Here is a 21327-nt window from a genome sequence, read left to right as displayed (position 1 = left end):
ATGGTTCGGGCGCCGCGCGGCCGGTCGCGGCGCTCGGCGGGCGGGAATTTTCGCGGAAAAAATTCGGGCCGGCCCCGACTTGGCCGTGGGATTGCCCAAATTGCTTGTTTCTTCTGCGGGCGCTAGCTTACCGAAGGACGGCGCGCACCGGAAGCGAACGGTGCGGCGGGTGGGGGAACGAGTCTTTGTATCGACGTGGCAAAGGGGCGCGGCCGACGACAAGGCCGGTCGCAGGGAAGGCGGAAACCCGGTGAAGAAGATCCTGATCGCTGCACTGGCCGGACTGGCGGTTCTGGCCGGCCTGCTGTTGGCGGCGCCTAGCCTTATCGACTGGAACGCCTACAAGGGCGCCATCGCCGAGCGGGTGTCGCAGGCGACCGGCCGGCAGGTGGAGTTGCATGGCGACGTCGGCTTCACGCTGCTGCCGTCGCCGGCCCTGACGGTACGCGACGCCCGGCTCGCCAATGCCGCCGGCGCCGCCGAACCCGACATGGTTCGCCTGAAGAAGCTGGACGCCCGGGTGGCGCTCGGTCCCCTGCTGGGCGGGCGCATCCAGGTTGAGAGCATCGCGCTGGTCGAGCCCACCTTCGTGGTGGAGGTGCTGAAGGACGGCCGCATCAATTGGGACCTGTCCACCGCCGGCACCCGCGCCGGCGACGGTCTGGGCGCCGCCGAGGGGCTGGTCTCCGCCGTCAGCTTCGATCAGGTGATGATCGACAACGGCACCATCATCTACCGCGACGACCGCAACGGCCGGACCGAGACGGTCGAGAAGCTGAACGCCCGCATCGCCGCCGGCAGCCTGAACGGCCCCTTCCAGCTTCAGGGCGATTTCCATCTGCGCGGCCTGTCCCTGCATGGCGAGGCGACCGCCGGCCGCTTCACCGAAGGGGCGGCGGTGCCGGTGCGCGCCACCCTGTCGATGCCCCACACCGACGCGACCCTGCGCTTCGCCGGCATCCTGACCGGCGGCGGGGCCGGCGGCGGGTCCAAGGTGCAGGGCGACCTGCGCGCCGAGGGCAGCGACTTCGCCAAGCTGGTGGACGCCCCCGCTTCCGGCTGGGCTCCCGCCGCGCTGAGTCAGTCCTTCGGCCTGCGCGCGACGGTGGAGGCGGGGACCAGCCTTGCCACCTTCTCCGGCCTGGAAGCGCAGCTGGGCGACACGCGGGCCACCGGCAACGCCACTCTTCGCGCCGGCGATCCGGCCAAGCGCGAGATTCCGCGCACCGAACTGACCCTCGCCGTCAACCGGCTGGACCTGGATGCCTGGCTGGCCCAGGGCGGGCGCAACGGCACCGCGGCCGGCGGCGGCAGCGGCCGGGGCACCCCCGCTCCCGCCGCCGGCGCCACGGGCGCCACGGGCGCCACGGGCGACAAGGCGCCGCTTCCGTCCTTCGCGCTGCCGACCGGCGTGGAGGCGAAGTTGGACGTCGCCATCGACGCCATCGGATACAACCGCGGCGTGGTGCGCCAGGGCCGGATCGAGGCCAGCCTGTCCGCCGGAAGGCTCAATATAGACCGGGTCAGCGCGCTGCTGCCCGGCGGTTCCGACTTCGTCGCGGCCGGCGAGGTGACGACGCCGGGCGGGCAGCCGACGCTCGACCTGCGGATGGAGGCGAATGCCGACAACCTGCGCGCCCTGCTGGAGTGGGCGAAGCTGGACCCGCGCGGCGTCCCGGCCGATCGGCTGCGCCGCGCCTCGCTGTCGGCCCGGCTGCAGGGCCATGCCGACCGTTTCGAACTGTCGGGCCTGGATTTCCGCTTCGACAGCAGCCGGCTCAGCGGCGCCGTCGCCTACGTCGACCGCGGCCGGCCGGCCTTCGGCGCGCGGCTGGAGCTGGACCGCCTGAACCTGGACGGCTATCTGCCGGCCGATCCCGCCACCACGCAGCCCACACCCCAAACCCAGCCGGCTCCGCGCGCCACCGCATCCGACAGCGGCCAGACCCCGCAGCGGCTTCTCGGCCTTGCCGACGCCAACCTCGATCTGCGGGTCGGCCAGCTGACGGTCGGCGGCCTGCCGGTCCAGGGGATTCATCTCGACGCCACGGTCGCGTCCGGGGCGCTGACGGTGCGCGAGGCCAAGGTGGACGACCTCGCCGGCCTGCAGGCACGGATCGACGGGCAGGTCGCCAGCCTGATCCCGCTGCGCGGCGTCAACCTCGCCCTGGCGGCGCAGGCGCAGTCGCTCGGCGGCCTGCCCAGCGCCGTGTCCTGGCCACCCGGCCTGCCGGTGCCGGAACGCCTGGGCGCGGTCAGCGTCAAGGCACGGCTGGCCGGCGACGGCGAGCGGCTGGCGGTGGAGGCCTCGGCCGGCATGCTCGGCGGCACGCTCGACGCCGGCGGCGCCCTGCTCGGCCTCGACCGCAAGCCCGAAGCCGATCTGAAGCTGCGCGTCACCCATCCGGAGATGGGGCGCATCGCCGCCCTGTTCACCGACAGCGGCCTTGCCCGCGCCTATGGCCCGCTGGACCTCTATGGCGAGCTGTCGGGCAATGCGGCATCCCCCGTCCTGAAGAACCTCCAGGGGCTGGTCGCCGGCATCCCCGTGCGCGGCAAGCTGACCCTCGACCGCAAGTCGGAGCGGACCGTCTTCCAGGCCGACATCCAGACCGGCGACCTCGATCTCGACCGGCTGCGCAATGCGCCGCTGGTCGGCGACGGCGCCGGCCGCTCCACGACCGCCGCCGCCGATCCCGCCGACCTGCCGCCCGCCGACCCGTTTTCGGACCTCGGCTGGATGCGGTCGCTGGACGGGCGGCTCGGTCTGACCTCCACCTCCCTGACGGTGGCGGGGCAGCGCATCGTCCAGCCGGCGCTGCGTGCGACCCTGGACAACGGCATCGCGACCCTGGAGCAGCTGGACGGCGAATGGCAGGGCGGGCAGATCGGCCTCAGCGGCCGGCTCGCCGCCACGCCGGGGCAGGCGCCGAAGCTCGATGCCGACCTCACCGTCATCAAGGCCGACATGGGCGGCGCGCTGTCCGGCTTCGCCGGGCTTGGCCTCAGCGGCGGCACCGTCGATCTCGACGTGACCCTTTCGGGCAGCGGCCGTGGCGACGCGCTGCTGCGCAGCCTGACCGGCCGGGGCCGGGCGGTGGCGTCGGGCGGCGTGCTGCGCGGCGTCGACCTCGCAGCATTGCGCAGCCGTCTCGCCGGGGCGGAGCGCACGCAGGAGGTGCTGGGCGCCGTCGCCGGCGCGCTGCAGGGTGGCGAGACCAAGCTGGACCGGCTGGACGCCCGCTTCGCCATCGACAAGGGGGTGATCCGCACCGAGGACGCCCGCCTGACCACCGCGCCGGCCGACGGCACGCTGACCGGCACGGTCTCCCTTCCCGACGAACGGGTGGATCTGGGACTGGCGCTGGCGGTGAAGGCGGACGGCGATCTGCCGCCGCTGACGCTGCGCATGGCAGGTCCCTGGTCCGCGCCGAACCAGACGCTGGACCTGAAGGCCCTTCGTGACCACTTCAACGCAGCCGCGCCCGGCAAATAAGGCACGACCGAAACCACGTCCCACCTACACGGGCCCACCCACACGGCCGACCCACGGGCTACGGGCGTTCCAAGGGCGTTGAAGTCGCGGCGTGTGGCGTCCATAATGAACGAACGGTAACCGGAAGTCAGAGCGATGCAGGTGGACAACAGGATTTTGGACGACCTCGCCCGTGTGGCAGGTGGCGCGCTCGGCGCCTTCTCGTCCTTGCGCGAAGAGGCCGAAGGCCAACTGCGGGCCCAGCTCGAACGGGTTCTGTCACGGATGGACGTCGTCAGCCGCGAGGAGTACGAGGCTGTCCGCGCCATGGCCGCCAAGGCCCGCGAGGAGCAGGAGGCGATGGCCGAGCGGCTTGCCGCGCTGGAGGCCACCGTCGCATCGTTGAGCGCCGCGAAGGCACCGCAGCCGGTCTCGGCCCGTTCCGAGCCCACCGCCGCAGGCGAGGACAAGCCCGACACCACGGCCGTCCCGGCACCCTGATCGGCAGCGCCGCCGCACCTACCGGACCCTTCCTCCCGTCGACACGCGCGGTCATCCCGCGGCGCGTGTCGACGGGAGGGGCGGTCTGCGGCAGCGCCACGCCCGGCCTCGGCCCAGCCCGCCTTTTCATCATCTTCGGGGTATTGCCCCGGACCGCGCGCCAACGCCGGCGCGTCGCTGCGGTCCGGGTGAACGGTACCGCCCATAGCGCCTTCACAGGAGGACGCGCACATGTCGGCAGTCGCCGTAGAGACCACCACTTCCGCCCACAATCCGCTCGACGTGGTCGAGGAGATCGTTACCGCCAACGAATGGCCCTTCGACCGCGCCACCGAGGACGAGCTGGTCGTCGAGATCGGCGGGCGCTGGTGCGATTACCGGCTTTATTTCGTCTGGCAGCCGGACGTCAGCGCGATGCAGTTTTCCTGCCAGTTCGACATGAAGGTCCAGGCCGCCCGCCGCACCGCGGTCGCCGAACTGCTGGCCGAGGTCAACGGCCGGATGTGGCTCGGCCATTTCGACGTCTGCTCCGAGGAGCACACGCCGATGTTCCGCCAGACCATGCTGCTGCGGGGTTCGCGCGGCGCCGCGGTGGAGCAGCTCGAGGATCTGGTGGAGATCGCCCTGTCGGAGTGCGAGCGCTTCTATCCCGCGTTCCAGTTCGTGATCTGGGGTGGGAAATCGGCGCCGGAGGCGGTGTCCGCCGCCATTCTCGACACCATGGGCGAAGCGTAAAAGACAAGAAGCCTGAGCGAAGGGAGAGGTCACGGTCATGACGGCGGAATCGGGTGCGTCGCTGCTGCTGGTCGGTTGCGGGAAGATGGGCGGGGCGATGCTGGACGGTTGGCTCGCCGCCGGGACCGCGTCGCGCGTCGTGGTGGTCGACCGCGCCGGCCTGCCGCAGTCGGTGGCGGGCGATTCCCGCGTCACACTGGCATCCGGCGCCGACTCCCTGCCGGACGGCTTCGTTCCCGACGTGATCGTCCTGGCGGTCAAGCCGCAGGTGATGGAGGACGCGCTGCCGTCCTACCGCGCCCTGGTCCGCCCCGGCACCGTCTTCCTGTCGATCGCCGCCGGCAAGACCATCGCTTATTTCGAGCGGCTGCTGGGGGAGGGGGCGGTCGTCGTCCGCTCCATGCCCAACACGCCGGCCGCCATCGGTCGCGGCATGACCGTCGCCGTTCCGAACTCCCGTGTCAGTGCCGCCCAGCGCGATCTGTCCGACCGCCTGCTGCGCGCCGTCGGCGACGTCGCCTGGGTTGAGGACGAAGGGCTGCTAGACCCCGTCACCGCCGTGTCCGGTAGCGGACCGGCCTATGTCTTCTTCCTGGTCGAGGCGATGGCCAAGGCCGGCGAGGCCGCCGGTCTGCCCGCCGATCTGGCGATGCGGCTGGCCCGCGCCACCGTGTCGGGGGCCGGCGCCCTGCTCGACGCTTCGCCCCAGCAGGAGGCCGCCGACCTGCGCAAGGCGGTGACCAGCCCCAACGGCACCACGCAGGCGGCCCTTGAGGTGCTGATGGCCGATGACGGTTTGCAGCCGGTGATGAGCGCCGCCATCGCCGCCGCCACCCGGCGGTCGCGCGAGCTGGCCGGTTGAGGGGGCGCTGCCATGACCGCCCTCAGCCCTTCCGCCGCCCGCGTCCAGGCACTGCTGGACAGCATCGGCCTCGGCCATCGTGTGATCGAGCATGAAGGCAGCACCCGCACCTCGGAAGACGCCGCCAATTCCGTCGGCTGCGAGGTGGCGCAGATCGCCAAATCGCTGATCTTCCGCACCAAGGAGACCGGCCGTCCGGTCCTGGTCGTCGCCAGCGGCGCCAACCGGGTGGACGAGAAGGCGGTCGGCCGTCTGATCGGCGAGAAGATCGAGCGCGCCGACCCGGAGTTCGTGCGCGAGTCGACCGGCTTCGCCATCGGCGGCGTTCCGCCCATCGGCCATGCCGTCCCGCCTCTGGTGCTGATCGACGACGACCTGCTGCGGCTGGAAACCATCTGGGCCGCCGCCGGCACCCCCAACGCCGTCTTCCGCCTGACCCCCGCCGATCTGGTCAGCATGACCGGCGGCCGGGTGGAGACCGTGCGCAAGGCATAACTGAAGGGGGGGACGGGTGACGTTCGCCCGTCCGCACACCACCTTATCAGGCGATCCCTGTCGCCTGGAGGTGGTGCCATGTCCGACATGTCGTCCGACAAGCCTGAAGATAACAGCTTCCGCTCAGACCCCGCCCGGGATTTTGCGGACCCCGACGCCCTTGACCGTGCCGTGGCATCGGCGGCGATGGGGCTGGCGGCCGAGAAGGGCTGGCGCCACGTCAGCCTGCTGGAGGTCGCGCACACCGCCGGCATCCCGCTGTCGCGCTTCCATCACCGCTTTCGAGGGCGCGCCGACCTGCTGGCGGCGGTGTCGCGGGTTGCCGATGAAACCGTCCTTGCCGGCGATATCGCCGCCGATCCGACCGAATCGGCACGCGACCGGCTGTTCGACGTGATGATGCGCCGCTTCGACGCTCTGCGCCCCTTCCGCGACGGTCTGCGGTCGGTGGTGCGCGACCTGCCGGCCGATCCGGCGACCGCGCTGGCCTTTTCTTGCGCCTTCGGCCGATCCATGGCCTGGATGCTGCGTGCCGCGGGGATCGATCCGGACCAGCGCGGCGGCGCGGCGCTGGTCGCCGGCCTCGGAACCGTCCATGCGCGGGTGATGCGTGTGTTCCTGAACGACGACACCGCCGACCTGTCGCGCACCATGGCGGCGCTGGACAACGCGTTGCGCGGGGCGGAGCGCTGGGGCGCGACCTTCTGCCGCTGGACCAACCGGCGCGGTTCGCTGCACCGGACGTCGGGAACAGAGTCCATGTCGTCAGGCATTTAGCGACGTGCGGGAGTTCCGCGGCGGGGGCTTTCTCCCGCCAAGGTTATGCTGCGGCGCAAAAACCGCATTGACTAACTTTTCGGCACTCTGCATAGTCGGCATCTGTAATGTTGCGACGCAACATGTCCGTATTCAGATGCGGGCGGCAAACACCGATACTGGGATGAGAAACATGGCCAAGATCAGCGGTAACCCCTTCCTCGAATTCGATCCGTCCAAGCTGATGGGCGACCTGAAGGTGCCGGGCGTGGACGTCGAGTCCATCATCGCCAGCCAGCGCCGCAACATCGAGGCGGTGACCGCTGCCAACCAACTGGCCTTCGAAGGCTTCCAGGCCATCGTCCGTCGTCAGGCCGAGGTGCTGCGCACCGTCGCCGAGGACGTGAACCGCGCCGTCGGTGAACTGACCGCCGCCGGCACCCCGGAAGAGAAGGCCGCCAAGCAGGCCGATCTGGTCAAGACCGCCTTCGAGAAGTCGCTGGCCAACATCCGCGAGCTGAGCGAGATGATCGCCAAGTCGAACACCGAGGCCGCCGAGATCCTGACCAAGCGCGTGTCGGACAGCCTGGACGAGGTCAAGGCCGCCATCGCCAAGGCGAAGTCCTGATCCACTCCGGTCCGCCGGAAATCAGCGAAGAGGGGTCGCCGTCGGTGGCCCCTTTTTCGTTTGCGCCTGACGGTCCGGACGCGCCTTCCCGGTTCCGATGCCGGCGTCGCCGCGCTACGCTGGCGCCGACCGCCAGAACCTCATCGGACCCGTCATGACCATTTCTTACGACGACTTCGCCAAGGTCGACATCCGCGTCGGCACCGTCCGCGCCGTCGATGCCTTTCCCGAGGCGCGCAAGCCGGCATACAAGCTGACCATCGATTTCGGCGGCGAGATAGGCACCAAGCGCAGTTCCGCCCAGATCACCAGCCACTACGCCGCCGACGCGCTGGTCGGCCGTCAGGTGTTGGCGGTGGTGAATTTCCCGCCCAAGCGCATCGGCCCCTTCACCAGCGAGGTTCTGTGCCTGGGCCTGCCCGACGCCGAGGGCGCCGTGGTGCTGGTCGGGCCGGATCATGCGGTTCCCGACGGCGCGCGGCTGTTCTGATTTCGTCCGTTTTCCTGGGGCGGCATGAAAGATTCGATCATGCCGCACCTACGAAAAAATCACCCCGAGGTTGAATTCATGCGGCTCCCATAAGGCGACAAGTTGCCGCAGGGTTCGTATGTATTTTAAATGAATGCAGTCTAAACCGGGATGGCATAGTGCGGCGCGACTGCGACTTCGCACCTGCAACATGTCTCCTGTTGGATGGCACTCATGGACGCCCTTCGCGCCTTCGTCGGCCGGCTTTCGATCTCCACGAAAGTCACGGTGTTGAACCTCTTCGGCATGCTGGTCCTCAGCACGGCCATCCTGTTCGCGATCGGTCAGGTGATCGTGCGCGATCTCGAACGGCAGGCCATCGAGATGCAGCGGCTCAGCATGGACATCGCCTGGTCGTCGCTGCAGGAGCGCGGCGGCCAGTTCTCCGTTGCCGACGGCAAGCTGCTGCTGGACGGGGTCGTGATGAACGACAACAACCTCGTGGTCGACAAGATCAAACGCATCACCGGGGGGACCGCCACCCTGTTCCTGGGCGACCGCCGGATCGCCACCAACGTCGCCAAGCCCGACGGCACGCGCGCCGTCGGCACCACGCTGGCACAGGGTCCGGCCTATGAGTCGGTGCTGCGCCAGGGCGTTCCCTTCCGCGGCATGGTCGATATCCTGGGCGAGCCCTATTACGCCGCCTATGATCCGATCAAGGACGCTGCCGGCAAACCGGTCGGCATCCTCTATGTCGGCATCAAGAAGGCGGAGGTGTTCAAGACCTTCGACGACAGCATGCGCTTCGCCACCATGCTGGTGGTGATCTGCGCCCTGGTTCTGGCGGTGCCGGGCTATCTGGTGTCGCGTTGGCTGCTGCGTCCGCTGGGGCAGCTCAGCCAGGTGATGACCGCGCTGTCCTCCGGCGATCTGTCGGCCAGCGTCGCCGGCGTGAACCGCCTGGACGAGATCGGCGCGATGTCGCGCTCCGTCCTCGTCTTCCGCGACGGCATGGCCGAGGCGGAGCGTCTGCGCGCCGAGCAGGAGCATCAGCGCATCCAGGGCGAGGCGCAGAAGCGCAAGGCGCTGCAGTCGATGGCCGACACGGTGGAGCAGGAAAGCCGCAGCGCGGTCGAACGCGTCGCCGCCCGCACGCAGGAGATGGACCGCAACGCCGGCGCCATGGCGACATCGGCCGGGCTGGTCGGCTCAAACGCCCAGAACGTCGCCGCCGCTGCGGCCCAGGCGCTCAGCAACGCCCAGGCGGTGGCCTCCGCCGCCGAGCAGCTCTCGGCATCCATCGAGGAGATCGGCAATCAGGTCGGCCATGCCGCCGGGGTCACCCGCGCTGCCGTCGCCGCCAGCAATCGGACCGAGACCACCATCGAATCGCTGTCCTCGGCGGTCAGCCGCATCGGCGACGTGGCGGAACTGATCCAGGGCATCGCCGCCCAGACCAACCTGCTCGCCCTGAACGCCACCATCGAGGCGGCGCGGGCCGGCGAGGCGGGGAAGGGCTTCGCGGTCGTCGCCGGCGAGGTGAAGAACCTCGCCAACCAGACCTCGCGCTCGACCGAGGAAATCTCGCGCCTGATCACCGAAATCCAGTCGGTCACCGCCCGCAGCGTGGAGGAGGTGCGCGACATCAGCCGGACCATCGGCGAGATCGACGCCATTTCCGGCACCGTCGCCGCCGCGGTGGAACAGCAGGCGTCGGCGACCCAGGAGATCTCGCGCAATGTCGGTCAGACCGCCGGCGCGGCCACCGATGTCTCCATCCGCATCGACGAGGTGTCGCGCGAGGCCAAGGTGACGGAGGAGCGCGCCGACATGCTGCGCGCCGGGGCGTCGGAAGTGACCCACAGCATCGACGAGCTGATGCATGTGCTGGTGCGCGCCGTGCGCACGGCGACCGACGACGTGGATCGCCGCAGCGTGCCGCGCTATCGCGTCGAGGCACCCTGCATCGTGGAGGGGGCGGAGGGTCGGCTGACGGTGCGGCTGCTGGACATTTCGCGCCATGGCGCGGCGCTGGGCGAGGCCGACGCCGTCGGCACCCGCGGCACCCTGCTGTTCGACAGCCTGGGCGTGGCGCTGCCCTTCGACGCCTTCAATCGGGAGGAGGGGGTGGTGCGCATCCGTTTCCGGCTGGCTGAGATCGACCGCCAGGCCTTCGATACCCGCTTCGACCGCTTCGAAGAGGCGATGGCCGGGCGCCGCCTGGCTGGCTGATCCCGGTCTGCCGGGTCAGAACTGGCTGGGCGGCAATGGCGGACCGCGCGATGTACCGGCGGGCGGGCTAGGGCAGCCCCTTAGACCCCGGCCCGGCGGACGGCGGCGGCGTGGACGGGCGGCGGCGTCATGCCGGTCCGCGCCTGTTCCAGGGCACCCTGCTGCCGGGCGGCGAAGACGCCGGCCTCCGTCCGGTTGCGGAAATGCAGCTTGGACAGAACGCTGCGCACCATCGACTTGATGACCGCTTCCGACAGGTCCAACGCGTTGGCGATGGTGCGGTTGTTCATGCCCTCGCCCAGCAGGCGCAGCGTCTCGAATTCCGGATCGGACAGGCGCGGCAGAAGCGTCAGCCGGATCTCGTCGACGCCAAGGCGTGACAGGAACTGCTTGGGCATCAGGCAATGGCCTTCCAGCCCCAAATCCAGCAGCTCGTTGATGCGGTCGACGTTCAGATCCTCGAACACCCACGCGTCGGCGAAGGCCAGGATATGGGCGGCGTCCAGCAGCTCACGCGAAGACAGCACGACGACGATCCGCGAGCGGCGGGACAGCCGCAGATAGACCATCGGTTCGTTCTCGCGCAACGCGGTGAACTGCTGCAGCCCGATCAGGATCGCATCCGGCGTCAGCGCGCTCTGGGTCAGCTCCCCGATGTCGTGCAGAACCGTGACCCGGTGACGACCGCCACGGTCCAGTTGCTGCACCACGTTCTCGGTCAGCGCGTTGTTGTCGAGAATCAGGCAGACATGCATGGGAGTCACCGCGTTGCGGGTCTGGTGAGATGCTTTCTCATGGGCGTACTCATGGTGTGTGTGCATGGGTCAGCTCTGTCTGGAGGAGGCATCCACGGCCGGCCCGGCTCAGGGCATTGCCGCCTGCGTCTAAGGGTTGAAGAGGAACCGGCCGGTTGGCCCAGGCACGTCATCATAAAACTCACGTCATCCGGAAAATTATTGTGGGCATCGAAGTATTTCCGCGCGGACTGCAAACTCCCCCTTCATCGGGATCGGGGAAGTCCTGTTCGCACCGCGTGATTTAGAAATGAACCGGGCTCCGCGTAAATCAGGCGATGGATGATCAGCCAAGATCGCCTATCGTCTCCTTGTTGGTCGCCTCAGGTTTCGAAACGGTAACACCTATGGAATGATGTGTGCTGAGCGGGTCACAGGGGAATGCGCGTTGGTACAGGCATCCATCAGGGATATCCTTTCGGTTTGGTCGCCGGTTTTCCTTACTCTTCTGCGCGTTCGAATCGGGATTAACCAAATCCCTGCCACACGAACGCCGCAAAGATGGCAAGGTTCCAGAAAAATTCCCGTCGCTAATGGAGACAACAGGTCTCTTTTCGAATGATCCCGATCGGGCCAAGTGAATCCGATGCGCTCGCGCGATAACTCTCTTCGCGCGCGCAGAAGAAACTATGACTTTTGGCGGAAGTAATTCTTGGTCGTACCATGACCAAAGGTGCCTCGAAGAGGCATGTCGGCTTCGAATGACCTATGGCCCTTGTCAGGATACAGGGTCCCGACCGATCGTGGTATCAGATACCCAACACAGCGAAGAACAAGCCCACAACGGCAGACGGTCTTCCGGCCGATGTCCGCAGAGGGCGTACAGACCAATCGACCACCAAGCCATGTATTCGGCGTGAATGTGGTGATCCGGGTGCCGCGGGGGCGTGCCGGGCAACATCGACAACAGCCCTGACGGGCGGTCGTTCGCAAGCGGACGGCACCGGCAAGGGTCGGCGAGCGAGGATGACGGGGACCATGAAGATTCTGATCGGGGACGACCATCTGCTGTTTCGCGAAGGCCTGCGGCGTCTGCTGGAACAACTGCAGGGCGAGGCCAGCTTCGTCGAGGCCGGGACATTCGACGAGGTGCTGGACCAGTGCCGGGCCGGCAGCACCTTCGACATCATCCTGATGGACCTGCATATGCCGAACTGGCCGGGCTTCGACGGCCTGCGCGAGATCCAGGCGCTGCAGCCGGGGGTGCCGGTGGTTGTGATCTCCGCGTCGGAGGCCCTGGGTGACATCCGTGGCGCGCTCGACCATGGTGCGACCGGCTACATCCCGAAGTCGAGCAGCGTGAAGGTGATGATGGGCGCCCTGAACCTGGTGTTCTCGGGCGGCATCTATCTGCCGCCGGGCGCGCTGACCGCCAGCATGGAGGCCGCGCCGCGCCGCCGCACGGTGGACATGTCCGACCGCAGCGCCGGCTATGGTCTGACCCAGCGCCAGCGCGAAGTGCTGGAATGCCTGCGTCTCGGCAAGTCGAACAAGCAGATCGCCTATGAGTTGGGCCTGTCGGAAGGCACGGTGAAGATCCACGTCACCGCCATCTTCAAGTCGCTGGGCGTCAAGAACCGCACCCAGGCGGTCATCGCCGCCGCCGCCATGTCGGCGTAAGAGTCGAGGGTCCGAACAACGTCGACCGATCCGGGGCACGTACGGGTCGCGGAACTGGGCCGTGGGGCATCGCCTCCGCGGCCCGTTTTCTTTTGGCGGCAACGGCCGGACACCCGTCCACGGCAGTGAGCCTCTTGACCCGGCGGGTTGCCCGATGCTATCCGCCCCTCTTGATCTTGTGGAATCATCCGACCGGCTTACCGGCCGGACGGGTTCCGCCTGACCCGCGCCGCCATCCGGGCCGTGCGCGACGCCGCCACCGCAGGGACGCAACCGCAGCGCCATGAGCGATATTTTCCGCGAAGTCGACGAGGATCTGCGCCGGGACCGCGCGGAGCACCTGTTCAAGAGGTATGGCGGCGCCATGATCGCCGCGGCCGTCCTGGTCGTCGCCGGCACCGGCGGCTACAGCTACTGGCGCCATTGGCAGGCGCAGCAGAAGCAGGAGCAGACCGCCGCCCTGGTCACCGCCATCTCTCAGAGTGCCCAGGGACCGGAGAAGGGGGTGGAGGCGCTGTCGGCCTTCGCCGGCTCCGCCAAGCCCGACCTCGCCGCCATCGCCCAGTTCAACGCCGCCGCGCTGCTGATCCGCCAGACCAAGCCGGACGAGGCTGCGACCATCTATGACGGCATCGCCGCCAACGGCTCCGTGCCGGCCGAGTACCGCGACCTCGCCACCCTGCTGGCGGTGACGCAGCGTGCGGAAAAGGGCGACCCGGCCCAGCTGACGGCGAAGCTGCAGCCTTTGACCGCCGACACCAGCCCCTGGCGCTTCACGGCGCGCGAGCTGACGGCGATGCTGGCCGCCCGCGCCGGTGACACGGAAAAGGCGCGCACGCTCTACAAGCAACTGGCGGATGACCAGCAAGCGCCGTCGGGCGTGCGTGGCCGTGCCGCCGATCTCGCCTCCCTCTACGGCAAGGGCTGATCCAGGGCCATGAAGAACAACAAGATGAAGGCCGGCTCCATCCGCCGCGCGGCGCTGCTGTCCGCATCGCTGCTGTCCGTCTTTCTCGCCGGCTGCGACACCATCGACGGCTGGTTCGGCAAGACGCCCGATCCGCCCCTGCCGGGCAAGCGCGTCGCCGTCCTCCAGCGCGAGCGCAAGGTGGAGCCGGATGCCCAGCTCGCCGCCGTCGCCGTCACCGTGCCGCCGCCGGTCGCCAATGCGGCCTGGGCGCAGCCGGGCGGCACGCCGGACCATGTGCTGGGCAACCTCGCTTTGTCGGCCAACCCGTCCGACGCCTGGCGCGCCGACATCGGCTCCGGTTCCAGCAGCTCGCGCGCGCTGCTCGGCACGCCGGTGATCGCCGACGGCCGCATCTTCGCGATGGACGCCGACTCGCGCGTCTCCGCGCTGAACGAGCGAAGCGGCCAGTCGCTGTGGCGGGTCGACACCCGGCCGGAGAATGAGCGTGGCGGTGCCACCGGCGGCGGTGTCGCTTATGCCGACGGCCGCGTCTATGCCGCCACCGGCTTTGCCGAGGTGCTGTCGCTCGACGCCGCCACCGGCAAGATCCTGTGGCGCAAGCGCATCGCCGGCCCGGTTCGCGGCGCGCCCACGGTGGTCGGCGGTAGGGTGCTGGTCATCACGCTCGACAACCAGACCATCGCGCTCTCCACCGACGACGGCGCGGTGCAGTGGTCGCAGCAGGGCATCCTGGAGACCGCCGGCCTGCTCGGCGCCGCCAGCCCCGCCGCCACCGGCACGCTGGTCGTCTCCCCCTATTCCTCGGGCGAGCTGTTCGGCCTGCGCCCGGAAAATGGCCGCGTGTCCTGGCAGGACAGCCTCGCCGCCATCCGCCGCACCGGCCAGCTGAGCAATCTGGCCGACATCCGCGGCCTGCCGGTGGTCGACCGCGGCAATGTCTACGCCATCGGCCATTCCGGCCGCATGGTCGCCATCGACGAGCGAATCGGCGCCCGCATCTGGGAAACGGAAATCGGCGGCGTCCAGACCCCCTGGCTGGCCGGCGACTACCTGTTCACCGTCACCAACGACCAGGAGGTCGTCGCGGTGGCGCGCCAGAACGGCAAGGTCCGTTGGGTGGCGCCGCTCGCCCGCTTCAAGGATCCGGAGGACAAGTCGGGCCCGATCGTCTGGTCCGGCCCGGTGATGGCGGGCAGCCGCCTCTGGGTCACCGGCTCCAACGGCCAGCTGCTCGGCCTGTCGCCGTCCGACGGCCAGGTGGAGGTGACCCGTTCGCTCCCCACCGGTTCCTACTTGCCGCCGGTCGTTGCCAACAACACTCTTTATGTGCTGTGCGACAACGGAACGCTCGTCGCGTTCCGCTGATCGCGGATTTCCTCCGTCTGTTGTGAAAGGCCTTTGGCCCCATGTCGTTCACCGTGGTCCTCGTCGGTCGGCCGAATGTCGGCAAATCGACTCTCTTCAACCGTCTGGCCGGCAAGAAGCTGGCCCTGGTGGACGATACGCCGGGCGTCACCCGTGACTGGCGCTCGGCCCCGGCCCATGTCGGCGGCCTGTCCTTCACGGTGGTCGATACCGCCGGCCTGGAGGACGTGACCGACGACAGCCTGGAGGCGCGGATGCGCCGCCAGACCGAGCAGGCGCTGGAGCGCGCCGACGTGGCGCTGTTCATCATCGACGCCCGCGCCGGCATCACGCCGCTGGACCGCCATTTCGCCAACCTGCTGCGCCGGAGCAAGACCCCGGTCCTGCTGGTTGCCAACAAGACCGAAGGCAAGGCCAGCCAGCCCGGCATGTTCGAATCCTACGAGCTGGGCTTGGGCGATCCGATCCCGCTGTCCGCCGAGCATGGCGAGGGCATGGCCGATCTGGTCGAGGCGCTGCTGCCCTACGCCCCGCCGGAAGACACCGGCGAGGTCGAGGAGAAGGACGACGGCTTCGATCCCTCCATTCCGGTCGGCGACCAGCCGGAGCCGGAAGAGGACCGCAGCAAGCCGATCCAGATCGCCATCGTCGGCCGTCCGAATGTCGGCAAATCGACCCTGCTGAACAGCCTGCTCGGTGAGGAGCGCGTGCTGACCGGCCCCGAGGCCGGCATGACCCGCGACGCCATCTCCGTCGACTGGGAATGGCGCGACCGCCGCTTCAAGCTGGTCGACACCGCCGGCATGCGCCGCCGCGCCCGTGTGGACGAGAAGGTGGAGAAGCTGGCGGTCGCCGACAGCCTGCGCGTCATCCGCATGGCCAATGTCGTGGTGCTGGTGGTCGATGCCGCCGCCATCCTCGACAAGCAGGACCTGACCATCGCGCGCCTGGTGATCTCGGAGGGCCGCGCCCTGGTGATCGCCGTCAACAAGTGGGACACGGTCGATGACCGCGCCATGGCGCTGCGTCAGGTCGAGGACAAGCTGCAGGCCTCGCTCGGCTACATCAAGGGCGTGAAGGTCGTCACCATCTCGGCACTGAAGGGCCACAAGCTCGACACGCTGCTGGACGGTGTGCTGGAGACCTACAATGTCTGGAACCGCCGCATCCCGACGGCGCAGCTGAACCGCTGGATCGAAGGCGTCCTGGAGCACCACCCGCCGCCCCTGGTCGAGGGTCGCCGGGTCAAGATCCGCTACGTCACCCAGGTGAAGACCCGCCCGCCGACCTTCGCGCTGTTCGTCAACAAGCCGCTGGATCTGCCGGAGAGCTACCAGCGCTACCTGACCACCCACTTGCGCGACAGCTTCGACATGCCCGGCGTGCCGGTGCGCCTGCTGCTGCGCAAGGGCAAGAACCCCTACGCCGAGGATTGATCCGGAGAGTCCCTCTCTCCACAGGCGGGGAGAGGGAAGAATGTGAGTGGGGCAAACGCCGCCACAGAGCCAACCCGACTCAATAATGCGGCGGCGGCCGGTCGTCCTGCGGGGAAGCGATGGCATACTCCGCCGCCTCCACCCGATCGCGCATGCGCTTCAGCTGAGCGGTCAGGCGGTCGATGGTCTGGCCTTGGGCGAAGATGACCTCGGACATTTCCTCCGCCATGCGCTCGTGATGGGCGAGGCGGCTTTCCAGATCGGCGAGGCGTTGTTCGAGAGCGGGATCCATTAGGCACCGGTCAGGGTAAGGGAAAACGGGCCGCAAGATGGACCATTCCCCGCTCCGGGTCGAGATGCCTTTCCGCTCACACCATCGCGGTGGTGCCGGCCAGCCAGCCGGACAGGCCGGTCAGCACCAGCACGGTCAGGCTGGCCAGCCGCAGGGTCAGCGGCGCCATCGCCAGCCCGCCCATCAGCTTGTCGTTGCGCAGCAGCAACAGCATCGGGATCAGGATGACGGGCAGGGTGAGCGCCAGCACCACCTGACTCAGCACCAGCAACCCGTCCACCGCGCCGTCGCCGGCACTGCCCAGAAACGCCAGCGCCGGGATCAACGAGGCGCCGCGGGTGATCAGCGCGCGGGTGATCGGGCGCAGCCGCAGATTCAGGAAGCCTTCCGTCACCATCTGCCCGGCCATGGTGCCGGTGGTGGTGGAGCTTTGGCCCGCGGCCAGCAGGGCGATGGCGAAGACCAGCGCGGCGACGCCGCCGATGCTGCTGCCCAGCAGGGCGTGCGCGTCCTCGATGCCGGGGGCGCTGCCGGCTCCGGCCCCCTGAAAGGCTACGGCGGCCACCGCCAGGATGGAACCGTTGACCAGACCGGCCAGGGCCAGCGCGGACGACAGGTCGATGGTCAGCCAGCGGGCGGCCTGCCGGCGCTCCTCCGCCGTCTTTACCCCGGCCAGCCGGGAGCGCACCAGACCGGAATGCAGGAACAGGTTGTGCGGCATGACGGTGGCACCGATGATGCCCAGCGACAGGTAGAGCATCTGCGGATCGCGGGCCAACTCGACGCTGGGCATCAGGCCGGCGAGCAAGGCGGCGGGGTCTGGGCGGGCGATCACCAGCTCCCAGGCGAAGCAGACCACCACCACGCTCATCAGTGCGCCGACGACCAGTTCCGGGGCGCGGCCACGGGCGCCGGGCAGGGCCAGGATCCCGAAGGTCAGCACGGCCGAGATCACCACGCCGGCCATGATCGGGATGCCGAACAGCAGCTTCAGCGCGATGGCGCTGCCCAGCAACTCGGCCAGATCGGTGGCGATCATCGCCAGTTCCGACACCGCCCACACCAGCATCGCCACCGGGCGCGGGAAGCGCTGGCGGATCAGCCGTGCCAGATCGGTGCCGGTCGCCAGCGTCAGCCGGACGATCAGCCCCTGCAGGAAAATGCCGGCCAGGCTGGCGATCAGCACCGCCGACAGCAGCGCGAAGCCGAAACTGGACCCTGCCGCGATGTCCGTCGCCCAGTTGCCGGGGTCCATGTAGCCGACCGCCACCACGAAGCCGGGGCCGAGCATGGTCCAGAAGCGGCGCCCGCCCGCCGGGGCGGCGGTGTGGACGGTATCGGCGATGGTGGTGGATGCGGTCTTCACGCCGGTTGCTCCTGAACGGTCCGATGGCGGCCACAGGCTTGGCTGCCGATGCAACATGGCAAGATATTTCGATAGCGTCCAATCGATGGATTCTAACATCGAGATAGGTGTTTCCTATCGATTTGGGCGCTCTGCCAAGGCAGGTCCAGTTCAGAACAGTGGGGTGGTCACTTCATTCGCAGTGCAGCAGCGCCATGCGAATGAATTTCGCCGGGAACCATCCGGGATGTTTAGCGGCGGCGTTTATCGTCGACGGGGGCCGAAGCGCTTGCGCGGGGCACCGCGGAAACCGGCGGCCGGCGGCGGTTCACGGCGGCGGGCGCGGGAAGCCAGCGCTTCGGACAGGCGCTGGCCGATGACGTCGCGGGCGCTGCGCACACGCTCCCTATCGGGCAGCGCATCCGGGAACTTGCGCGAGGCCCAGAAATAGAGGTCGCAGGCGCGCGATGCCGCTTCCAGCACATCGGCGGCCAGACCGTCGAGCCGCGCCGGGATCAACCGGCCGAGCGGCAGGGTCTCCCCAGCCTCGACCGCGTCGAGAATGGCGGCGAAGACCTTGGCGTCCTCCGGCTCCTCCAGATCGGCGGGGGCGAGCAGCAGATCGAGCTTGGCGGCCAGCGCCAGCCGCCGGGCGTCCAGCATCGGGGCTGCACGGCGCAGCCCCGACAGGTCGGCCAGCCGGAAAGGGGAGCCGGTGGTGGCGGCGCCGCCGAAGCACTCCACCAGCAGCCGCGTCTCGTCGCTGTCGATGTGGCTGGCGAGGCGGGCCAGCATGGCGCGGGTCGGGCGGACGGGCAGGGGGGCGTCGGCGCGCAGTCGGCGGTCTGGCGCCTCCAGCAGGCGCTTCAGCGCGGCGGGGGTGCCGCGGGCGATGACGCCGAAATGCCCCTCCTCGAACTGGCCGAAGCGGCCGGCGCGGCCGGCGATCTGCTTCACCTCCGTCGCGGTCAGCGGGCGGACGCTGCTGCCGTCGAACTTCTCCAGCGCGGTGAACAGCACGCGGCGGCAGGGCAGGTTCAGGCCCATGCCGATTGCGTCGGTCGCCACCACCACGTCGGCCTCGCCGGCCAGGAAACGCGCCGCCTCACGCCGCCGCACCGCCGGGGCCAGCGCGCCGTAGATGGCGGCGACCGACAGGCCCTGGGCCAACAGCGTGTCGCGGACGCTGTGGACCTCGCGGCGGGAGAAGGCGATCAGGGCGTCGCCGCGCTCCACCTCCGCCCAGTCGAGTCGGCGGTCGAGCATCGACAGCGGGGTCTTGCGGTCGAGTTCCACCACCTCCAGCGCCTCGCCGAGATGGGCGGCGGCGCGCTCCACCAGCGGGCGGACTTCGGGCGCGCCGAGGATATAGACGGTCTCGGCCGGCACGCCCATCAGCGCGGCGGTCCAGGCCCAGCCGCGCGCCGGGTCGGCCAGCATCTGGATCTCGTCGATCACCGCGACCTCGACCGGGCGGTCGGGGTCCATCACCTCGATGGTGGAGGCGGTGTGGCGGGCGCCGGGGGTGCGGATCTCCTCCTCCCCCGTGATCAGGGTGGTGGGCGTGCCTTCGGCGTTCAGCCGCTCCATCACCTCCAGCGCCAGCAGGCGAAGGGGGGCGAGATAGACGCCGTCGCGCGCCTCGCGGAGCGCGGTGATGGCCCGGTGGGTCTTGCCGGAGTTGGTCGGGCCGATCACCAGGACCAGCCGGCGGTTCATGCCGCGCGCCACCGGAAACAGCCGTTCGAAGCGGGAGAAGTCGAAATGGCGGTCGACATATAGCCGGCCGCGCGCTTCCGCCCGGTCACGGCGCCACTGGTCGTATTCACGGTCCCAGCGGTCGAGAAGTTCGTCGGCGTCGGTGCGGTTGCGGGCGGCCTTGCCCAACCGCTCGGCGAGGCTGGCGAAGCCCCAGTCGGGGCCGTCTCCAGCCCGCTCCGCCAGATCGCGCAACCTGGTGGCGACGCGGGACAGGGCGTCGTCCAGGGCGGCGCGCAGGGCCGGGTCATGGTCGAGCCGGGCCGACAGTTCGGCATCGGACAGGTCCGACAGTTCCAGCGCGTCGAAGGTCCGGGAGACTTGCAGGCGGATTGCCGGTGACAGGCCGGGCCAGGGAAGGTCGTCGGCGCGGATGGCGCGGACGCGGGTGCGGTCCTCGCAGGACAGCAACACGGTGTGGGTTCCGGCCAGCGCGCGGCGGCCCTGGGCCAGCAGTGCGTCGCGGCGGTGGGCCCGGTCGATACGGCCGGTGATCTCCAGCAGGATGGCCTCGCGCCGCTCCGCCGGGACCAGCAGGTCGCGCTTGCCCTTCGGCAGCGGCAGGCCGAGCGGCACCAGCCCGCGCGCCTCGGCGTCATGCATCCGCAGCACGCCGGCCGCCCCCAGCGTCGTCACCTCCGGATGGGCGACGGCGAGGTCGTGGACCAGATGCGGATCGGCGGCGGGTGTGGTGGTGTCGTCAGTCATGCAGCCTGTCCGGAGGCGATGTGGTGCAGCACGATGCCGCTGGTGGTCGCCACGTTGAGGGAGTCGAAGCCGCCGGCCATCGGGATGCGGACGCTGCGGGCGCGGGCGAGCAGGGCAGGGGGCAAGCCCGGCCCCTCCGACCCGAACAGCAGGGCGGCGCGGCGGGGCGGGGTCAGGGCGGCCAGCGTCTCGGCACCGGCGGGGCTGAGCGCCACCGCCTCGAACCCGAACCGGTCGAGCAGGGCGAGCGGGTCCTCGCCGGCGGCGAGCTTGGCCGTCGGCACCAGCAGGGTCGCCCCCACCGACACACGGATCGCCTTGCGGTAGAGCGGATCGCAACAGCCGGGATCTAGGATCACCGCATCGGCGCCGAAGGCGGCGGCATTGCGGAAGATGCCGCCCATGTTGTCGTGGTTGCCGATGCCGAACAGCATGACGATCCGGGCGACCGGGCCGCAGGCATCCAGCAGGTCCGCCGCGGTGGGTACGGCGGTCTTTTCCCCCACCGCCAGGATGCCGCGATGCAGGGGAAAGCCGGCGATGCGGTCGAGCACGGCCTGCGTGGCGGTGTAGACGGGGGTGTCCGCAGGCAGCGCAGCCAACATCGGCTCCAGCGCCGTCACCCGCTTGTCGGCGATCAGCAGAGAGCGGGCGCGGTAGCGGGTGGATTGGACGAGGCTTCGCACCACCACAGCCCCTTCGGCGATGAATAGCCCGTCGCGGCCGACGAGATCGCGCTCCCGCACGTCGCGGTAAGGCTCGATGCGCGGGTCCTCGGGGTCGGTGATCGGGATGATGGTGGGCAAGGGACGGCTCGGTATCTGGAGTGTGCGCCTACTTAGTGCATGTGGGGGCGGGTTTCCAATGCCGTTGCCCGCATGCTTCCATGGGTATAGCCCCTTGCCGATGCACAAGCCCCCGC

At 69.3% G+C, this 21327-nt stretch carries 18 protein-coding genes; 13 read left to right on the top strand and 5 right to left on the bottom strand.

The genetic code is table 11. The annotated features are described in order from the left end of the window. The first annotated feature begins 250 nt into the window (after positions 1 to 250). The 9 genes from FZ029_RS00290 to FZ029_RS00250 all read left to right on the top strand — a co-directional run bounded on the left by FZ029_RS00290 (position 251) and on the right by FZ029_RS00250 (position 10156). A complete protein-coding gene (locus FZ029_RS00290) occupies positions 251 to 3496 on the top strand; it encodes an AsmA family protein (protein WP_149267557.1) in 3246 nt (1081 codons plus the stop codon). 135 nt (positions 3497 to 3631) lie between these two features. Continuing rightward, on the top strand, positions 3632 to 3976 hold the full coding sequence (locus FZ029_RS00285; protein WP_247892075.1) for an accessory factor UbiK family protein: 345 nt from the start codon (positions 3632 to 3634) through the stop codon (positions 3974 to 3976). Positions 3977 to 4207: 231 nt separating this feature from the next. Beyond that, positions 4208 to 4711 (top strand): YbjN domain-containing protein, encoded by a 504-nt coding sequence (locus FZ029_RS00280; protein ID WP_111066289.1) that lies wholly within the window; start codon positions 4208 to 4210, stop codon positions 4709 to 4711. 37 nt (positions 4712 to 4748) lie between these two features. Beyond that, positions 4749 to 5573 carry a pyrroline-5-carboxylate reductase gene (gene proC / locus FZ029_RS00275; protein WP_149267556.1) on the top strand — a complete coding sequence of 275 codons (825 nt, stop codon included), beginning with the start codon at positions 4749 to 4751 and terminating at the stop codon, positions 5571 to 5573. 12 nt (positions 5574 to 5585) lie between these two features. Beyond that, entirely contained in the window at positions 5586 to 6068 is a 483-nt protein-coding gene (locus tag FZ029_RS00270) for a YbaK/EbsC family protein (protein WP_149267555.1), read from the top strand. Between the two features lie 78 nt (positions 6069 to 6146). Beyond that, positions 6147 to 6845, top strand: a complete 699-nt coding sequence (locus tag FZ029_RS00265) for a TetR family transcriptional regulator (RefSeq protein WP_149267554.1) — start codon at positions 6147 to 6149, stop codon at positions 6843 to 6845. 172 nt (positions 6846 to 7017) lie between these two features. After that, the gene (locus FZ029_RS00260; RefSeq protein ID WP_149198490.1) at positions 7018 to 7452 is read left to right on the top strand and encodes a phasin family protein; all 435 of its coding nucleotides are present in this window, start codon (positions 7018 to 7020) and stop codon (positions 7450 to 7452) included. 154 nt (positions 7453 to 7606) lie between these two features. Beyond that, on the top strand, positions 7607 to 7942 hold the full coding sequence (locus FZ029_RS00255) for a tRNA-binding protein (protein WP_149267553.1): 336 nt from the start codon (positions 7607 to 7609) through the stop codon (positions 7940 to 7942). Positions 7943 to 8155: 213 nt separating this feature from the next. Beyond that, positions 8156 to 10156 carry a cache domain-containing protein gene (locus tag FZ029_RS00250; protein WP_149267552.1) on the top strand — a complete coding sequence of 667 codons (2001 nt, stop codon included), beginning with the start codon at positions 8156 to 8158 and terminating at the stop codon, positions 10154 to 10156. Between the two features lie 80 nt (positions 10157 to 10236). On the opposite strand, the gene FZ029_RS00245 is transcribed toward FZ029_RS00250, so the two are convergent. Then, positions 10237 to 10977, bottom strand: coding sequence for a LuxR C-terminal-related transcriptional regulator (locus FZ029_RS00245; protein WP_247892074.1), 741 nt, complete (start codon positions 10975 to 10977; stop codon positions 10237 to 10239). Positions 10978 to 11928: 951 nt separating this feature from the next. On the opposite strand from FZ029_RS00245, the gene FZ029_RS00240 reads away from it, so the two are divergent. The 4 genes from FZ029_RS00240 to der all read left to right on the top strand — a co-directional run bounded on the left by FZ029_RS00240 (position 11929) and on the right by der (position 16302). After that, positions 11929 to 12570: a response regulator transcription factor gene (locus FZ029_RS00240; protein WP_085089627.1), complete on the top strand. Its 642-nt coding sequence runs from the start codon at positions 11929 to 11931 to the stop codon at positions 12568 to 12570. A gap of 283 nt (positions 12571 to 12853) precedes the next feature. Beyond that, positions 12854 to 13498 carry a tetratricopeptide repeat protein gene (locus tag FZ029_RS00235; RefSeq protein WP_149267551.1) on the top strand — a complete coding sequence of 215 codons (645 nt, stop codon included), beginning with the start codon at positions 12854 to 12856 and terminating at the stop codon, positions 13496 to 13498. 9 nt (positions 13499 to 13507) lie between these two features. After that, positions 13508 to 14866: a PQQ-binding-like beta-propeller repeat protein gene (locus FZ029_RS00230; RefSeq protein ID WP_149267550.1), complete on the top strand. Its 1359-nt coding sequence runs from the start codon at positions 13508 to 13510 to the stop codon at positions 14864 to 14866. Between the two features lie 41 nt (positions 14867 to 14907). Then, positions 14908 to 16302 carry a ribosome biogenesis GTPase Der gene (der, locus tag FZ029_RS00225; protein WP_109149973.1) on the top strand — a complete coding sequence of 465 codons (1395 nt, stop codon included), beginning with the start codon at positions 14908 to 14910 and terminating at the stop codon, positions 16300 to 16302. Between the two features lie 79 nt (positions 16303 to 16381). Here der and FZ029_RS00220 read toward each other — a convergent pair whose 3' ends face one another. The 4 genes from FZ029_RS00220 to FZ029_RS00205 form a co-directional block, all read right to left on the bottom strand. Beyond that, positions 16382 to 16594, bottom strand: a complete 213-nt coding sequence (locus FZ029_RS00220) for a SlyX family protein (RefSeq protein WP_085089623.1) — start codon at positions 16592 to 16594, stop codon at positions 16382 to 16384. A 76-nt stretch (positions 16595 to 16670) separates the two neighbouring features. After that, entirely contained in the window at positions 16671 to 17960 is a 1290-nt protein-coding gene (locus FZ029_RS00215) for an Nramp family divalent metal transporter (protein WP_149267549.1), read from the bottom strand. Positions 17961 to 18203: 243 nt separating this feature from the next. Further along, entirely contained in the window at positions 18204 to 20405 is a 2202-nt protein-coding gene (locus FZ029_RS00210; RefSeq protein ID WP_149267548.1) for a helicase-related protein, read from the bottom strand. Continuing rightward, positions 20402 to 21211, bottom strand: coding sequence for an RNA methyltransferase (locus FZ029_RS00205; protein WP_149267547.1), 810 nt, complete (start codon positions 21209 to 21211; stop codon positions 20402 to 20404). Before FZ029_RS00205 ends, FZ029_RS00210 begins: the two co-directional genes overlap by 4 nt. Positions 21212 to 21327: the final 116 nt, after the last annotated feature.

This window comes from Azospirillum sp. Sh1, assembly GCF_008365135.1.
GTDB lineage: Bacteria > Pseudomonadota > Alphaproteobacteria > Azospirillales > Azospirillaceae > Azospirillum > Azospirillum oryzae.
Note: the sequence above shows the minus strand (reverse complement) of the source record. Positions and strands in the feature narration are given on the sequence as shown.

Excerpts from the sequence above, each read along its gene's own strand:
- FZ029_RS00285 (WP_247892075.1), top strand. The coding sequence starts at position 3,632 with ATGCAGGTGGACAACAGGATTTTGGACGACCTCGCCCGTGTGGCAGGT.
- FZ029_RS00280 (WP_111066289.1), top strand. The coding sequence starts at position 4,208 with ATGTCGGCAGTCGCCGTAGAGACCACCACTTCCGCCCACAATCCGCTC.
- proC (WP_149267556.1), top strand. The coding sequence starts at position 4,749 with ATGACGGCGGAATCGGGTGCGTCGCTGCTGCTGGTCGGTTGCGGGAAG.
- FZ029_RS00270 (WP_149267555.1), top strand. The coding sequence starts at position 5,586 with ATGACCGCCCTCAGCCCTTCCGCCGCCCGCGTCCAGGCACTGCTGGAC.
- FZ029_RS00265 (WP_149267554.1), top strand. The coding sequence starts at position 6,147 with ATGTCCGACATGTCGTCCGACAAGCCTGAAGATAACAGCTTCCGCTCA.
- FZ029_RS00260 (WP_149198490.1), top strand. The coding sequence starts at position 7,018 with ATGGCCAAGATCAGCGGTAACCCCTTCCTCGAATTCGATCCGTCCAAG.
- FZ029_RS00255 (WP_149267553.1), top strand. The coding sequence starts at position 7,607 with ATGACCATTTCTTACGACGACTTCGCCAAGGTCGACATCCGCGTCGGC.
- FZ029_RS00250 (WP_149267552.1), top strand. The coding sequence starts at position 8,156 with ATGGACGCCCTTCGCGCCTTCGTCGGCCGGCTTTCGATCTCCACGAAA.
- FZ029_RS00245 (WP_247892074.1), bottom strand. The coding sequence starts at position 10,977 with ATGCACACACACCATGAGTACGCCCATGAGAAAGCATCTCACCAGACC.
- FZ029_RS00240 (WP_085089627.1), top strand. The coding sequence starts at position 11,929 with ATGAAGATTCTGATCGGGGACGACCATCTGCTGTTTCGCGAAGGCCTG.
- FZ029_RS00235 (WP_149267551.1), top strand. The coding sequence starts at position 12,854 with ATGAGCGATATTTTCCGCGAAGTCGACGAGGATCTGCGCCGGGACCGC.
- FZ029_RS00230 (WP_149267550.1), top strand. The coding sequence starts at position 13,508 with ATGAAGAACAACAAGATGAAGGCCGGCTCCATCCGCCGCGCGGCGCTG.
- der (WP_109149973.1), top strand. The coding sequence starts at position 14,908 with ATGTCGTTCACCGTGGTCCTCGTCGGTCGGCCGAATGTCGGCAAATCG.
- FZ029_RS00220 (WP_085089623.1), bottom strand. The coding sequence starts at position 16,594 with ATGGATCCCGCTCTCGAACAACGCCTCGCCGATCTGGAAAGCCGCCTC.
- FZ029_RS00210 (WP_149267548.1), bottom strand. The coding sequence starts at position 20,405 with ATGACTGACGACACCACCACACCCGCCGCCGATCCGCATCTGGTCCAC.